The sequence below is a fragment of the Pseudomonas sp. p99-361 genome, assembly GCF_003935475.1.
Classification (GTDB): Bacteria; Pseudomonadota; Gammaproteobacteria; order Pseudomonadales; family Pseudomonadaceae; genus Aquipseudomonas; species Aquipseudomonas juntendi.
The window spans coordinates 33,414-47,712 of sequence record NZ_RHQO01000028.1 but is presented as its reverse complement, the minus strand read 5'-3'; the positions used below and the strand labels follow the sequence as shown (position 1 = coordinate 47,712).

The 14,299-nt window shown below is 64.2% G+C and carries 14 protein-coding genes; 5 read left to right on the top strand and 9 right to left on the bottom strand.

Annotated elements, in window-relative coordinates; translation table 11 throughout:
- The first annotated feature begins 44 nt into the window (after positions 1–44).
- The 4 genes from hpf to EGJ22_RS14270 are packed head-to-tail and all read left to right on the top strand — an operon-like array spanning position 45 to position 1,979.
- Entirely contained in the window at positions 45–353 is a 309-nt protein-coding gene (hpf, locus tag EGJ22_RS14285; protein ID WP_003255135.1) for a ribosome hibernation-promoting factor, HPF/YfiA family, read from the top strand.
- A 12-nt stretch (positions 354–365) separates the two neighbouring features.
- The gene (ptsN, locus tag EGJ22_RS14280; RefSeq protein WP_009683041.1) at positions 366–830 is read left to right on the top strand and encodes a PTS IIA-like nitrogen regulatory protein PtsN; all 465 of its coding nucleotides are present in this window, start codon (positions 366–368) and stop codon (positions 828–830) included.
- A gap of 2 nt (positions 831–832) precedes the next feature.
- Positions 833–1,687 (top strand): RNase adapter RapZ, encoded by an 855-nt coding sequence (gene rapZ / locus EGJ22_RS14275; protein WP_009683042.1) that lies wholly within the window; start codon positions 833–835, stop codon positions 1,685–1,687.
- A 19-nt stretch (positions 1,688–1,706) separates the two neighbouring features.
- Positions 1,707–1,979, top strand: a complete 273-nt coding sequence (locus EGJ22_RS14270) for an HPr family phosphocarrier protein (protein WP_009683043.1) — start codon at positions 1,707–1,709, stop codon at positions 1,977–1,979.
- A 55-nt stretch (positions 1,980–2,034) separates the two neighbouring features.
- Here EGJ22_RS14270 and EGJ22_RS14265 read toward each other — a convergent pair whose 3' ends face one another.
- The 6 genes from EGJ22_RS14265 to pmbA all read right to left on the bottom strand — a co-directional run bounded on the left by EGJ22_RS14265 (position 2,035) and on the right by pmbA (position 7,388).
- Complete coding sequence (locus tag EGJ22_RS14265; RefSeq protein WP_009683044.1) at positions 2,035–2,928, bottom strand: ZIP family metal transporter; 894 nt, start codon at positions 2,926–2,928, stop codon at positions 2,035–2,037.
- 11 nt (positions 2,929–2,939) lie between these two features.
- A complete protein-coding gene (locus tag EGJ22_RS14260) occupies positions 2,940–3,551 on the bottom strand; it encodes a superoxide dismutase (protein ID WP_009683045.1) in 612 nt (203 codons plus the stop codon).
- Position 3,552: 1 nt separating this feature from the next.
- Positions 3,553–4,014, bottom strand: a complete 462-nt coding sequence (locus EGJ22_RS14255; RefSeq protein WP_029887552.1) for a hypothetical protein — start codon at positions 4,012–4,014, stop codon at positions 3,553–3,555.
- A 27-nt stretch (positions 4,015–4,041) separates the two neighbouring features.
- Positions 4,042–5,418: a lyase family protein gene (locus tag EGJ22_RS14250; RefSeq protein ID WP_009683048.1), complete on the bottom strand. Its 1,377-nt coding sequence runs from the start codon at positions 5,416–5,418 to the stop codon at positions 4,042–4,044.
- Positions 5,411–5,812, bottom strand: coding sequence for a hypothetical protein (locus EGJ22_RS14245; protein WP_029887554.1), 402 nt, complete (start codon positions 5,810–5,812; stop codon positions 5,411–5,413). The genes EGJ22_RS14250 and EGJ22_RS14245 overlap by 8 nt, the downstream gene beginning before the upstream one ends.
- A gap of 229 nt (positions 5,813–6,041) precedes the next feature.
- Positions 6,042–7,388, bottom strand: a complete 1,347-nt coding sequence (pmbA, locus tag EGJ22_RS14240; protein WP_047149961.1) for a metalloprotease PmbA — start codon at positions 7,386–7,388, stop codon at positions 6,042–6,044.
- Positions 7,389–7,496: 108 nt separating this feature from the next.
- Here pmbA and yjgA point away from each other — a divergent pair, with 108 nt between their 5' ends.
- The gene (yjgA, locus tag EGJ22_RS14235; protein ID WP_009683052.1) at positions 7,497–8,018 is read left to right on the top strand and encodes a ribosome biogenesis factor YjgA; all 522 of its coding nucleotides are present in this window, start codon (positions 7,497–7,499) and stop codon (positions 8,016–8,018) included.
- A 114-nt stretch (positions 8,019–8,132) separates the two neighbouring features.
- On the opposite strand, the gene tldD is transcribed toward yjgA, so the two are convergent.
- The 3 genes from tldD to EGJ22_RS14220 are packed head-to-tail and all read right to left on the bottom strand — an operon-like array spanning position 8,133 to position 14,262.
- Positions 8,133–9,572 carry a metalloprotease TldD gene (gene tldD / locus EGJ22_RS14230; RefSeq protein WP_009683053.1) on the bottom strand — a complete coding sequence of 480 codons (1,440 nt, stop codon included), beginning with the start codon at positions 9,570–9,572 and terminating at the stop codon, positions 8,133–8,135.
- A 2-nt stretch (positions 9,573–9,574) separates the two neighbouring features.
- A complete protein-coding gene (locus EGJ22_RS14225) occupies positions 9,575–10,426 on the bottom strand; it encodes a carbon-nitrogen hydrolase family protein (protein ID WP_009683054.1) in 852 nt (283 codons plus the stop codon).
- Positions 10,427–10,440: 14 nt separating this feature from the next.
- Complete coding sequence (locus tag EGJ22_RS14220; RefSeq protein WP_047149960.1) at positions 10,441–14,262, bottom strand: YhdP family protein; 3,822 nt, start codon at positions 14,260–14,262, stop codon at positions 10,441–10,443.
- Positions 14,263–14,299: the final 37 nt, after the last annotated feature.

The window sequence follows — 14,299 nt, the reverse complement described above, 5'->3', positions numbered from 1 at the left end:
GCAAAACCTGCCTCTTTATGCACGGGCAACAAAGGAGAAGCTGTATGCAAGTCAATATCAGTGGACAGCATGTAGAAGTCACCCAGCCACTGCGCGATTACGTGCTGGAAAAGCTCGCCCGCGTGGAAAGTCATTTCGACAAGATCACCAACGTGCAGGTCATCATGAAGGTCGAGAAGCTGCAGCAGAAGGTCGAGGCGACCCTGCAGATTCCCGGCGGCGAAGTGGTAGCAAACGCCGAACACGAAGATATGTATGCAGCGATCGATGCCTTGGCCGACAAGCTCGACCGCCAACTGAAAAAACACAAGGAAAAACAGCAAAGCCTGCTGCAAGGTGCAGCTGCCCGCTGATCCCCCTCATCCATGATCCGACTTGAAACCATCCTGACCCCCGGCCGTTCCCTCGTGAACGTGCCGGGCGGCAGTAAGAAGCGCGCCCTGGAAAAGGTCGCCACCATCATCGCCGAACAAGTGCCGGAACTGGAGATGCAAGTCGTCTTCGAAAAGCTGGTCGCCCGGGAAAAACTCGGTTCAACCGGTTTCGGCAATGGCATCGCCATTCCGCACTGCCGGCTTGAAGGCTGCTCCGCGCCAGTCAGCGCCCTGCTGCACCTGGAAGCACCCATCGATTACGATGCCATCGATGGCGCGCCGGTAGACTTGCTGTTCGTCCTGCTGGTCCCTGAAGCCGCCACCGATGCCCACCTGGAACTGCTGCGCCAGATCGCCAGCATGCTCGACCGCAAGGACGTGCGTGATCGCCTGCGTTCGGCCACCAGCAACGAGGCCTTGTACCAGGTTGTCCTGGACGTACAGAACGAGCACTGAACATGCGCCTGATCATCGTCAGCGGCCGGTCTGGCTCCGGGAAGAGCACCGCCCTCGATGTCCTGGAAGACAACGGTTTCTATTGCATTGACAACCTGCCCGCCGGGCTGCTGCCGCAGCTCGCGGAAAATGCACTGATCAACACCGAACTGCTGCAGCCGAAAGTGGCAGTGTCGATCGACGCCCGCAACCTGCCCAGCCACCTGTCGCGCTTCCCCGAGCTGCTAGCCGACGCCCGTGCCCGCCACATCCAGTGCGATGTGCTGTACCTGGATGCCGATGAAGATACCCTGCTCAAGCGGTTTTCAGAAACCCGCCGCCGCCACCCGCTGACCAACGCCGACCGCTCGCTGGCAGAGGCCATCCGCGTGGAGAGCGAACTGCTGGGGCCGATTGCCGACCTGGCCGACCTGAAGATCGACACCACCAGCCTGAACCTCTACCAGTTGCGCGACACGATCAAGTTGCGCCTGCTCAACAAGCCCGAGCCTGGTACCGCATTCCTGGTCGAGTCATTCGGCTTCAAACGCGGCATGCCGGTCGATGCCGATCTGGTGTTCGACGTACGCTGCCTGCCCAACCCCTACTGGAAGCCCGAATTGCGTGAGCACTCCGGCCTGGAACAGCCGGTGATCGACTACCTGGCCGCGCAGCCAGACGTCGAGGACATGTTCAACGATATTTCCAGCTACCTGCTCAAGTGGCTACCCCGCTTCGCAGCCAGTAACCGTGCCTACGTGACCATTGCCATTGGCTGCACCGGCGGCCACCATCGTTCGGTGTACATCACCGAACGCCTCGGCCAGTTGCTGCAACAGTCCCTGAAAAACGTCCAGGTCCGCCACCGCGACCTCTAGCCCAAGGATCCGCCCCACGATGCCCGCCCGCGAAATCACCATCATCAACAAGCTGGGCCTGCATGCCCGGGCGGCAGCGAAGTTCGTCGGCGTGGCCGGCCGCTTTCCCTGCCAGGTGCGGGTCGGCCGCGCGCCGGACAAACTGGTAGACGGCAAAAGCATCATGGCCGTGATGATGCTGGCGGCTGGCAAGGGTACCCAGGTGCACCTGCATACCGAGGGTGAGCAGGACAACGATGCCATGGACGCGCTGGTCGAGTTGATCAACAACTACTTCGACGAAGGCGAGTAAGCCTCCAAGCCCTGCACCGCGCCCACAGTGTACACCCCTTCAACCTGACCAAAGATCAGGACAGCGCGGTATCCATCACCATCATCAGGCAGAAGCCGATGCACAGCCCCAGGCTGGCCAGCCGGTGATGGCCGTTGCTGCGCGATTCGGGGATGACTTCCTGGGTTACCACCAGCAGCATCGCGCCGGCTGCGCAGGCGAGCCCCAGGGGCAGCAGCAATTCGGCGACATTCACCAGCCAGGCACAGATCACCGCAGCCACAGGCTCGACCAACCCCGAAGCCGCGCCGATCATGAACGCCTTGAAGCGCGGCATGCCCGCCCCTGCCAACACCAGGGCAATCACCAGCCCCTCGGGCACATCCTGCAACGCGATGCCCATGGCCAGGCTGTCTGCGTCAGCCATGCCACCCCCGGCTGACACACCAATCGCCATGCCTTCGGGAATGTTGTGGGCAATGATGGCAATGACGAATAGCCAGATTCGCGCGGCGATCACCGGCTGCTGCGCACTGCCAACCAGCGCTTGCGGCGAGGCGTTGGAGACCTTGAGGTCGATAAGGAACAGGCACAACGCGCCGAACATCAAGCCGAAGCTGATCAAGCCACCCGCACCCCATGGGCTGAAGCCGATGGCCTGGGCCGCATCCAGCCCGGGCATGATCAATGAAAATGCCGTAGCCGCCAGCATGACCCCGGCGCCGAAGCCCAGCAAGGTGTCGGCCAACGCCACCGGCATATTACGGATTACCAACACCGGTACTGCGCCCAGCGCCGTGCCCAGCGCACACAAAGCGCCGCCCTCCAGGGCGCGCAGCATGCGCGGCGCCAAGTCCAGCCAGGCAAGACCGCGCGCCGCCAGCAGCGCGGTACCCGCCAGCAACAGCAAGGCACCCAGCGCCTGGCGAAACAGGCGCACACTGCTGACCGACATGACCTCTGAGCGCATACCGGTCCGACTCACTTCAGGGCTTCGAGATAGCGGTGTTGCACTTGCGCCCAGTCGATGACGTTGTAGAAGGCACCAATGTATTCCGGGCGGCGGTTCTGGTATTTCAGGTAATACGCATGCTCCCACACGTCCAACCCGAGAATCGGCGTGTTGCCATGCATCAGTGGGCTGTCCTGGTTGCCGCTGCTTTCCACGACCAGGGTTTTCTGCGGCGTTACGCTGAGCCAGGCCCAGCCGCTGCCGAAGCGGGTCAGGGCGGCCTTGGTGAAGGCTTCCTTGAACGCGTCGAAACCGCCCAGTTGCGTGGTGATGGCTTGTGCCAGCTCGCCCGTGGGCTCAACCCCGCCCTGCGGCGACATCACGGTCCAGAACAGGCTGTGGTTGGCGTGACCGCCACCGTGGTTGGTCACGGCGCCACGCAGCTGCTCCGGCAAGTCCCCGACCGCAGCGACCAGTTTTTCGACTGGCCACTCAGCCCACTCGGTGCCTTCGACGGCGGCGTTGAGGCCATTGACGTAAGTCTGGTGGTGCCTGGTGTGGTGGATCTCCATGGTCTGCGCGTCGATGTGCGGCTCCAGCGCGTCGTAGGCGTAAGGCAAAGCAGGCAAGGCATGGGGCATGTCAGTGAATTCCGTAGGCTTGAGTACTGGGTACCACGCCGGCCGGGGCAGCGAGTTCGCTGGCGCCGATGTTGTGGCGGTTGAGCAGGCGTTCGGTACGCGGGTACTGGCCGTACTCCGCGATGAAACCGAGCAGTTCGGTGTAGGTACGCCCACTGTGGCGCAGGGCTGCGTCCCGCAGCGCCTGTGGCAAGCGGGCTTGCTGGCTGGCCTGTAGCAGCCACTGGTGCGCTGCACAGAGGTAATCGGCACTTTCATGCGGCTGGTTCAGGCGCAGGTGCAGGTCGGCCAGGTTATGGTGAGCGACGACCAGGGCAGCCACCGCTTCGTCGACGTCATGCCAGCGCTCGAACAGCACCTGGGCCAGGGCCAGGGCTTGCAGGTAATGTTCCCGGGCATCGACCAGCTCGCCTTGTTCGAACAGGCGGTTGGCCAGTTCCATGGTGCGTTTCCAGTGCTGCATGTCTGTTTCCTCGGCGGTAAGGCAGTGTCAGATGCCGCCAGCGGTGAGTTTTTCCGGGTCCAGCAGCGTTTCCAGCTGGTCCCGCGACAGGTCGGTATGCTCCAGGGCGACATCAATGATCGGGCGACCTTGCTGGTAGGCGGTCTTGGCAATTTCAGCGGCCTTCAGGTAGCCGATGATCGGGTTCAGTGCAGTGACCAGGATCGGGTTGCGCGCCAGCGCCTCCTTCAGCTTGCCCTCGTTGACCTTGAAGCTGGCAATGGCTTTGTCGGCCAGCAGGCGGCTGACGTTGGCCATCAACTCGATGCTCTCCAGCAGGTTGCGTGCGATCAGCGGCAACATCACGTTCAGTTCGAAGTTGCCCGACTGCCCAGCCACGGCGATGGTGGCGTCGTTGCCGATGACCTGCGCGGCGACCATGGCCGTGGCCTCCGGGATGACCGGGTTGACCTTGCCTGGCATGATCGAAGAGCCCGGCTGCAGACCCTGCAGCTCGATTTCCCCAAGGCCGGCCAGAGGGCCCGAGTTCATCCAGCGCAGGTCGTTGGCAATCTTCATCAGTGCCACCGCTGTGGTCTTGAGCTGGCCGGACAGGGCTACCGCGGTATCCTGCGAACCGATCAGGGCAAACAGGTTGTGCCCCGGCGTGAACTGGACCTGGGTCAGGCCGCTGAGCTGGCGCGCGAAAGCGGCAGCGAATTGCGGGTGGGCATTGATGCCGGTGCCCACTGCGGTGCCGCCCTGGGCCAGCGCCTGCAGGCTTGGCAGGGTGGCTTCGATGTGCGCCTTGGCACCTTCGATCTGCGCTGCCCAACCGTCCAGCACCTGGCTCAGGCGCACGGGCATTGCATCCATCAGGTGGGTACGCCCGGTTTTCACATACTGATGCACCTGCCTGGACTTGGCCTCGATCACTTGCACCAGGTGCGCCAGGGCAGGCAACAGCTGCTCATGCACGGCGAGGGCAGCGCTGGCGTGAATGGTGGTGGGAATGATGTCATTGCTGCTCTGGCCGCAATTGACGTGGTCGTTGGCATTGACCGGCTCGCCGAGCACACGGCTGGCCAGGGTGGCGATCACCTCGTTCGCGTTCATGTTCGAGCTGGTGCCCGAGCCTGTCTGAAACACGTCGACCGGGAAGTGCTGGATGTAGTCCTGCGCCAGCAGCTGTTCCACCGCCTTGACGATGGCCTGCCCCTGGGCGGCGGACAGTTGCTCCAGCTCTACGTTGGCCTTGGCCGCAGCCGCTTTGGCCAGCAGCAAGGCACGAATGAACTGGGCCGGCATGCGCTGGCCGCTGATCGGGAAATTGTCGACCGCGCGCTGGGTCTGGGCGCCATACAGGGCTTGGGCCGGCACCTGCAATTCACCCATGCTGTCGCGCTCGATACGGGTATCACTCATCATCAAATCCTTGCATCAGTTCATCGGGAGAAATCGACGGCAGCAGGCTGCAGTTGGCCAACTGAATGGCGTAGGGCTGCCAACGCTGGTTCTGGGCCTGGCGGTCGAGGTTGCGCAGGTCCAGCAACGGCCGCCAGGCCTGGTCCAGGCACAGGCAGCGCCAGTGCCAGGGCAACATGCGGTCGCAGGCGGTGTCGAGCAGCAGGCGGAAGGAGGTCAACGCCACCGTCCATGGCGAGGTTTCGGTACAGCACACCAGGTAACGGCCTTCGGCCAGGTAGTGCTCGATCAGGCGCGGCTCGTCAGGTTCGAGCGCGCAGCGGATCCGGCGGCTGAGCCAGCGCCAGTTTTCCAGGTAGGGCAGTTCGCGGAGGACGGAATTCATGAACATCATCGCCGAGTTACTGGATAATGATATTCATTATTAATTGATAAATAGAATCACTTCAAGGGGAGCTGATGAAAGAAAAAACCCGGCGCGAGGGCCGGGTCTTGTATTCCACTGGAAATTCTTTATTGCCTGTACCGGCCTCTTCGCGGGCTTGCCCGCTCCCACAGGGGGTTGCATAGGCTTCAAGCTGTGGGAGCGGGCGAGCCAGCGAATGGGCCGTACAGGCAATGAATCAGCTACCTGCCACAGTCATCCGCTCGATCAGCACCGACCCAGTGTGGATATTGCTGCGTGTTTCAAGATCGCTACCAATCGCGACAATCTGCTGGAACATATCCTTCATGTTGCCGGCAATCGTCACTTCCTGCACCGCATGCTGGATTTCACCATTCTCGACCCAGAAACCCGCTGCCCCTCGGGAGTAATCACCCGTCACCATGTTCAGGCCATGGCCCATCAGCTCGGTCACCAAAAGCCCACGCCCCATACGCCGGATCAGGGCAGCCTGGTCCTCGACGCCGTGGCTGACGAACAGGTTGTGTACACCCCCCGCGTTGGCCGTGCTGGGCAAGCCCAGCTTGCGCCCCGAATAGGTACCCAGCAGATACGACACCAGCTCGCCTTTGTCGACGAACGGTTTAGCGTAAGTCGCCAGGCCGTCGGCGTCGAACGCTGCACTGGCCAGCGCGCGCGGAATGTGTGGGCGCTCGTCGAGCGTCAGCCAGGACGGGAACAGGCGCTGGCCGATGCTGCCTTCGAGGAACGACGACTTGCGGTACAGATTGCCGCCGGAGATCGCCGACAGAAAGCTGCCGAACAAACCGCCTGCCAGTTCTGCGGAAAACAGCACCGGCACTTCGCAGGTTGGCACCGGGCGCGCGCCGAGGCGACTGGCGGCCCGCTGCGCGGCCCGCACACCAATGCTGCGCGGGTCGGCCAGCAGGTTGCCCTGGCGGTTGACGTCATACCAGTAATCGCGCTGCATCTGCCCGTCGCCTTCAGCAATCATCACGCAGCTGAGGCTGTGCCGGGTCGAGGCGTAAGCACCGATGAACCCGTGGCTGTTGCCATACACGCGGCAGCCCTGGTGGGTGTTGAGGGTGGTGCCATCGGCATTGAGGATGCGCGGGTCGGCATCGAACGCCGCCGCTTCGCACGCCAGCGCCATCTCGATGGCTTTCTCGGGCTCGAGAGCCCAGTCGTGATACAGGTCCAGGTCCGGAATTTCCCGGGCCATCAACGCCGCGTCCGCCAGGCCCGAACAGTCGTCCTCGGAGGTGTGCTTGGCAATGGCCAGCGCTGCCGCGACGGTTTCCCGGATCGCCTCCGGGCCACTGGCCGAGGTACTGGCCGAGCCTTTGCGCTGGCCAACATAGAGGGTGATGCCAAAGCCCTGGTCGCGGTTGAATTCAACCGTTTCGACCTCGCGCTGACGTACCGTGGTGGACAGGCCCTGCTCCAGCGACACGGCCACTTCGCAGGCACTGGCCCCTTGGCGGCGCGCTTCGGCGATGATCGCCTCGACCTGCTCTTGCAATGCTGGCAGGTCTTTCGGACCTACGCTCTGGACTGCACTCATGGTTCTCTCCACTCAAATTCTGCGTTCGGCGAGGGTCATTCTACGACCGGGCCGGACAAGCGGCCCCCGACTGGTTATCATGGCGGCGATTTCTAGCGGACTGCCACCATGGTTGATTCAAACGACGACGCCTTCGACGGCGAAAAAAGCAAAACCCAGATCAAGCGCGAGCTGCATGCGCTGGTCGAACTCGGCGAGCGCCTGACTACGCTCAAGGCCGATACCCTGGCCCGCCTGCCGTTGACCGACGAGCTGCGCAAGGCCCTTGCCGAGGCCAGCAAGCACACTGCTCATGGTGCGCGTAAACGCCACATGTCGTTCGTCGGCAAGCTGATGCGCGTGCAGGACCTGGATGCCATCCATGCCCTGCTCGAGCAGATGGACAGCTCGACTCGCCAGTACAACGAACGCTTCCACGGCCTGGAGCGCTGGCGCGACCGGTTGATCGACGGTAACGACGAAGACCTTGAACGCTTCGTCAACGAATACCCCGACACCGATCGCCAGCAACTGCGTTCGCTGGTGCGCCATGCCCAGCACGAGAAGGCGCGGAACAAACCGCCGGCCGCCGCGCGCAAGGTGTTCAAATACATCCGCGACCTCGACGAGTTGCAGCGCGGGTTGCGCTGACAGGCTGAGGCCCTGCGGGAGCGGGCGTGCCCGCGAAGCAGGCGATGCGGTGCCCGGCACCGGCTTCGCCGGTGCTGGCGGGCAAGCCCGCTCCCACAACGGCCCCCAAGGCCATCACGCGCCGGTACCGCCCACTGTGATCGCATCCAGCTTCAGGGTCGGCTGCCCAACCCCGACCGGCACCGATTGCCCGTCCTTGCCGCACGTCCCTACCCCGCTGTCCAGCGCCAGGTCGTTGCCGACCATCGACACCCGGCTCATCGCCTCCGGACCATTGCCAATCAAGGTTGCGCCCTTCACCGGTGCGGTAATCTTGCCGTCTTCGATCAGGTAGGCCTCGCTGGTCGAAAACACGAACTTGCCGCTGGTGATATCCACCTGGCCACCCCCGAGGTTGGCGCAGTAGATGCCCTTCTTCACCGAGGCGATGATTTCCTGCGGGTCGCTTTCGCCGGCACGCATGTAGGTGTTGGTCATGCGTGGCATCGGCAGGTGAGCGTAGGATTCGCGGCGACCATTGCCGGTCACTGCCATGCCCATCAGCCGCGCGTTCAGCTTGTCCTGCATGTAGCCCTTGAGCACACCGTTCTCGATCAGGGTGGTGCACTCGGTCGGCGTACCTTCGTCATCCACGCTCAGCGAACCGCGGCGGCCTTCCAGGGTGCCGTCATCGACGATGGTGCACAGGCTCGACGCCACTTTCTCGCCAACCCGGCCACTGAACGCCGAGCTGCCCTTGCGGTTGAAGTCACCTTCCAGGCCATGGCCGACCGCCTCGTGCAGCAGCACGCCCGACCATCCCGAGCCCAGCACCACTGGCAAGGTACCGGCCGGCGCCGGGATAGCTTCGAGGTTCACCAGGGCCTGGCGCAGCGCCTCACGGGCGTAGCCCATGACCCGCTCTTCGGTGAAGAAACGGTAGTCGGTACGCCCGCCACCACCCTGCCCGCCGCGTTCGCGACGGCCGTTCTGCTCAACGATGACGCTCACATTGAAACGCACCAGCGGCCGCACATCTGCAGCCAGGCTGCCGTCCGCTGCAGCGATGAGGATGCGCTCCCAGACCCCGGCCATGCTCACGCTGACCTGCTGGATACGCGGGTCAAGCGCGCGGGTCGCGGCATCGACACGCTTCAGCAACTCGACCTTTTCGGCACGGCTGAGCACATCGAGCGGGTTGTCCGCCGCATACAGGGCGGTCACCGACGGGCTGCGGAAGGCCTGCACGGTGCCGTTCTGCCCGGCGCGGGAAATCGAACGGGCGGCGCGCGCGGCCGACGTCAGCGCTTCAAGGTTGATGGCATTGCTGTAGGCGAAGCCGGTCTTTTCACCGGACTGGGCACGCACGCCCACGCCTTGGTCCAGGTTGAAGCTGCCCTCTTTGACGATGCCGTCTTCCAGCGCCCAGGTTTCCGAAATCTGGCCCTGGAAATACAGGTCGGCAGCGTCGATGCCGGGGCCGGCCAATTCACCGAGCACGCTTTGCAGGCTGTCCAGGGTCAAGCCGCCTGGGGCCAGGAGCTGCTCACTGACGGTGGATAACATCTGGCTCATAGTCACTCCAAGGTGGGCGCAGGCCGCAATGCGTCCTGCGAAAAAAAGCGCCGGTGCGATACCACCGGCATGCGCGCCCGGATGGACGCCTGTTCTTCAATGTCGCGCTCGGCAAGCAATACCGCTTCGCCTTGCGCCTGTTGTGCCACGATCCGCCCCCAAGGGTCGACGATCGCCGCATGGCCATGGGTTTCCCGTGGGCCTGGGTGGGTACCGCCCTGCGCTGCCGCCAACAGGTAGCACTGGGTCTCGATGGCCCGGGCGCGCACCAGCACGTCCCAGTGTGCTGCGCCGGTTACCGCAGTGAAGGCCGCCGGTGCGCTGATCAGTTCCGCGCCAGCGGCACGCAACGCGCTGTACAACTCTGGGAAGCGCAAGTCGTAACATACGCTCAACCCCAGCCGCCCGACCGGCGTGTCCGCCACCACCACGTGTGCGCCATGGGCAAAATCATCCGATTCACGGTAGCGGCCGCGGTTATCGGCAACGTCCACGTCGAACAAGTGCAGCTTGTCATAGCGCGCAGCCACTTCACCGTGCTCATCGATCAGCAGCGAGCAGGCATGTGCCTTTGCGTCGGGCTGGCCGACCGGTGGCAAGGGCATGGTACCGGCGACTATCCATAACCTGAGGTCGCGGGCGGTACGTTTCAACCATGGCAGGATAGGCCCGTTCCCCGATGCCTCGGCTCGGCCGATGGCAGCGGCGTCCTTGCGGCCCATGGCAGCGAAGTTTTCCGGCAGCACCGCCAGCCGCGCACCACCCTGTGCAGCTTGCTCCAGCAAGGCACAGGCACGCTGCAGGTTGGCCAGCACGTCGTCCTGGCTGACCATCTGGATCACCGCTGCCTTCATGGGCACTCCTGGCACTATTTCTCGAAGGGTTTCACAAAGGTGATTCTAGGCTCTTTCCACGGCCCTTCGACACGGTAATGCACGCTGGCAAAACGCGAGACGCGGTCACCGATCAGCCGGTCGACCAGGAACAACGCCCCGCCCACGGCTGGCGCCCCCACGATCAACGCGGCCAACGGCAGGTTGTTGGTCACCGGCAGGCTCACCTGCAGGTTGGCATTGACCTGGTCACGTACCAGGTCCAACGTGCCCTCCAGCTCGAAGCTGCTCGACGGGCCGGTCATGGTGATCGGTTCGCGGGTCACGTACACGCCATTGCTGGCCGCCAGCAGGCCTTTGACCCGGTCATAGGCCAGGCCTTTGTCGAACAGGTCGGAGAAGTCCAACCGCAGGCGTCGGCCAATCGAATTGAAGTTGAGCAGGCCAAAGACCCGCAACGCCTGGGCACTGCCATCGACCTCGACGAACTGGCCAGACCGCAACGCCGCGTCCATGCTGCCCGAGAAGCGCGTCAGGCTGACGGCAGCCGGCGAGCCTGGCCAGCGGCCGTCCACGTCCAGGCGGAAGTCGCGGCTGGTGACGGTCGGGGCAAAGCCCCAGGCCTTGAGCACGTTGCCCAGGTTCTTGCCTTGCAGGCGGCCTTTGTACCAGCTGCTGGTCTTGCCCGTTTCGCCCTCCCAGCCACCGCCACCGCCAATGCGCAGGCCCTTGAAGTCAAGAGCGATATCGCTGGCGGCAACCCCGCGTGCAGTGGGCCGCAGCTTGATCGAAGCGCTGCCGAACAGGTCGTCACCGCGGTACAGCTTGTCGATGCTCAGGTCCAGCGCCGGGACTTTGCGTGGGTCGAAGGTGGCAAGCGGGTCCGGCCCATCTTCGGCGCGCTCCTGGGCTTGTTTTTCCGCAGGGCTGGGCGCTGGCAGCCGCAGCGTCTGCAGGCGCACGACCATCGGCGCACCCTTAGCATCCGGCACGCGGGCATCGCCGATGACTTCCTGGCTGTCGAGGCGCAGGTCCCAGGCGGGGCCGCCTCGGCTCAACCGTACCAGGGCCTGGTTCAGCTCGGTGCCAAACGCCTTGAGCTGGCCAATGCTCAGGTCCACGCTTTGCAGCATCTGCCGCGCACTGCCACCTGGGTCGTCTCCGCCCAGCCGTGAGGCCTGCTGTTGCCAAGGGGCCAGGTCCAGCGTTTCCAAGCGCCCACGCACGCGCAGGCCCTGTGCAGCGGGCAGTTGGGCGTCACCGGTGCCCAGCAACAACTCGCCCCGGCCTTGGCCGAGCTTGTCGGCCGGCGCGGCGTAGGCAGCACGGGCAAGGTCACCGTAGCCGGCGTCGAAACGCCGCTCCGGGCCCTGTAGCGTCATGCTGAAGCGGCTGTCGCGGGTTTCCGCGGCCGCCTTGCCGAATGGCGCTGGCAAGTCGACCGCCAGCCCCTTGAGGTTGGAGTTGACGCTCAAACGATTGTCGCGGCTGCCCAGGCTCAGTTGCAACTGGTAAGGCAGGTCGCCGGAAGCCGGCAGGGCTTGCTTGAACTGCAGCCAGTCGGTCAACGCCTTGAGCGCTACCTGGCCATTGGCATCGATGCGGGTCTGCATCTGCCCGGGTTGGCCCTCGGCCGTTATCTGCGCCGTGACGGGCTTGCCGAAGGCCTGCAGGCTGATGCCCTTGCCGCTGAGGCCTTTGTCGAAATCGAAGCTGAAGTCACCTTTCAAGCGGCTCAGCTCAAGGGTGGGCGGGGCGACCTTCAGGCGCGCGTCATGGGTGGCGAAGTCTACCTGCACTTTGGGCCGCTGTCCGTGAGCCAGCGGGATATCGAGCTTGAGCTTACCCTTCAGCGGCCCTTCACCCTCCCAATCGGCGAAGATCTCACCGGTGCCGATAGGCGCTTGCTTGAGGATCTTCAGGCCATCACCCAGGCTGCCATCGAAATTGCCCGTCAGGAACAGGTGGCTCTGCTGGCCCTCGTCGACATGCGGGATGTCGACGTCGACGTCACTGACCTGGGTGTCCAGCAGCACCCCGCGCCGGGCCTTGACCCGCACGCCGCTGTCCTCGATGAAGACGTCGCCATCCACATGCTGGACTTGCGGCCAGCCCGGCTGGAAGTCCAGTGCGGCGTCATGCACCTTGAAGAACAGGCTGATACTGCGTGCCTCTGGCGCCGCGCCATGGTTCAGCGAGCCCTGGTACTGGAAATAGCCTTCGTCCACCGCGCCCTTGACGATGGCGCTGCGCAGCCACTCGTCGAGGGCCGGGCTGAGCACTTCGGGCAGATACTTGGCGGTATAACGGCCATCGCCGTCGGTCAGGCCGACGCGCAGGTCCATGTAGTCCTCGCGGCCTTCCTCGAACAGCAGGCGAATCAGGAAATCGCCGGCAATCTTGCCTTCTTCGCCCAGCACCTTCAGGTAGGGCGCGACAAGGGTGAAGCCCTGCTTGTCCAGCACCCAGGTCAAGCGCGCGTTGGCCTTCTGGTAGTGCCAGGGTTTGGCGAAGATCGGGTACAAGTGCAGCATGAAGGCTTCAGTGTCCAGGCGCAGCTCGCCGTGGCCCAGGTCGCCACTGATACTGCCGCTGACGTTACCCGCAGCCGGGGCACTGTGATAAGCATTGAAACCGACCTTGTCCAGGTTGGCCTCGAACTGCAGGCGCTGGTCGCCTTCGGCCTTGGGCCGGGCCTGCAGCCGCACGTTGCGCAGACCACCGGTCACCTTCAGGCCAGTGACCGCCGCCATGGCCGCGTCGGGTAGCGGTGCCAGGGCCTCGATCAGCGGGGTCAGGGGCGTGAGGTCGAGCCGGTCGGCCTGCACCTGCCAGCTCTCATCGGCCGCCTGCTCACCGGGGCGCTGCTGCACCTGCAGGTGCGTCTCCCAACGGCTTTTACCGAGGTCCATGGCCAGCGAGTCGACCACAACGTCGAAGCCCTGGTCGCGGCGCTGGAACCAGGCGCCCATGGCCAGGTTGCTCAACATGGCGGCCTTGCGCCCGCTGTAGGCGCCTTTGAGCTCAGGGGCATTGAGCCGCACCACGGCCTTCTGCAACTGCCCCTTGCCCCAATCGACCCAGAACTCGCCGCCTGCACGCAGTGCGTCGGCATGCCATTGGCCCAGCAGGCTGGGCGGCAACCACTGCGACCAGTCGCTTTGCGGCAGGCTCAGGTAGGCCTCGACCTGGCCGTCACGCCAAGCCTCGGCAGAAACACGACTGCGCAGGTTCATCGCCAGCGGCTGGCCATCGGGCAGCGTCGCCCGCAGGTCCAGGGCCTGCCGCGAGGGGCCGGCCTGCAAGCCGGCACTCACATACGTCAGGGTCAGCGGGTCACGCTGCCACGGGTGCAAGGTGACCTGGCTGTCGAACACATCGACGCGGCCCAGTTGGCGCAGGCGCTGCAGCAACTCGGCAGGGTTCAGCGGCGTATCGTCCTGCTGCGGCAGGCCCTCAAGGTTCCAGGCGCCCTGCCCGTTCTCGCGCACGATCAATTGCAGGCCACCGAGCTGGATACGCGACAGGCGTACCTCACGCGCCAGCAGGCTGGCCCATACATCAGGCACGACCATGACCTCATCCAGGCGCAACGCCTTGGCACCTTCGCCCAGTTGCAGGTCGCGCACCCGCAATACCGGCGCCAGGCCGCTCCAGCGCCCCTCCAGGGCGCCCACATGTACCGGCATGCCAAGCGCTTGCTCGGCCTTGCTCTGCACGTCGGCACGGTACTCGGCTACCAGGGGTATCAATGCACGGCCGAGGCTGACATACAGCGCCACCAATACCGCCAACAAGGCGCATATGCCCAGCCCCCAACGGGTCAAGGCAACAAGAACGCGGGTCAGACGTCCCATGGCCGTGGCCCTCCAAGTCGTTTATCCATGATGGCCC

Coding starts and splice junctions, on each gene's coding strand:
- hpf (WP_003255135.1), top strand. CDS start 45: ATGCAAGTCAATATCAGTGGACAGCATGTAGAAGTCACCCAGCCACTG.
- ptsN (WP_009683041.1), top strand. CDS start 366: ATGATCCGACTTGAAACCATCCTGACCCCCGGCCGTTCCCTCGTGAAC.
- rapZ (WP_009683042.1), top strand. CDS start 833: ATGCGCCTGATCATCGTCAGCGGCCGGTCTGGCTCCGGGAAGAGCACC.
- EGJ22_RS14270 (WP_009683043.1), top strand. CDS start 1,707: ATGCCCGCCCGCGAAATCACCATCATCAACAAGCTGGGCCTGCATGCC.
- EGJ22_RS14265 (WP_009683044.1), bottom strand. CDS start 2,928: ATGCGCTCAGAGGTCATGTCGGTCAGCAGTGTGCGCCTGTTTCGCCAG.
- EGJ22_RS14260 (WP_009683045.1), bottom strand. CDS start 3,551: ATGCCCCATGCCTTGCCTGCTTTGCCTTACGCCTACGACGCGCTGGAG.
- EGJ22_RS14255 (WP_029887552.1), bottom strand. CDS start 4,014: ATGCAGCACTGGAAACGCACCATGGAACTGGCCAACCGCCTGTTCGAA.
- EGJ22_RS14250 (WP_009683048.1), bottom strand. CDS start 5,418: ATGAGTGATACCCGTATCGAGCGCGACAGCATGGGTGAATTGCAGGTG.
- EGJ22_RS14245 (WP_029887554.1), bottom strand. CDS start 5,812: ATGATGTTCATGAATTCCGTCCTCCGCGAACTGCCCTACCTGGAAAAC.
- pmbA (WP_047149961.1), bottom strand. CDS start 7,388: ATGAGTGCAGTCCAGAGCGTAGGTCCGAAAGACCTGCCAGCATTGCAA.
- yjgA (WP_009683052.1), top strand. CDS start 7,497: ATGGTTGATTCAAACGACGACGCCTTCGACGGCGAAAAAAGCAAAACC.
- tldD (WP_009683053.1), bottom strand. CDS start 9,572: ATGAGCCAGATGTTATCCACCGTCAGTGAGCAGCTCCTGGCCCCAGGC.
- EGJ22_RS14225 (WP_009683054.1), bottom strand. CDS start 10,426: ATGAAGGCAGCGGTGATCCAGATGGTCAGCCAGGACGACGTGCTGGCC.
- EGJ22_RS14220 (WP_047149960.1), bottom strand. CDS start 14,262: ATGGGACGTCTGACCCGCGTTCTTGTTGCCTTGACCCGTTGGGGGCTG.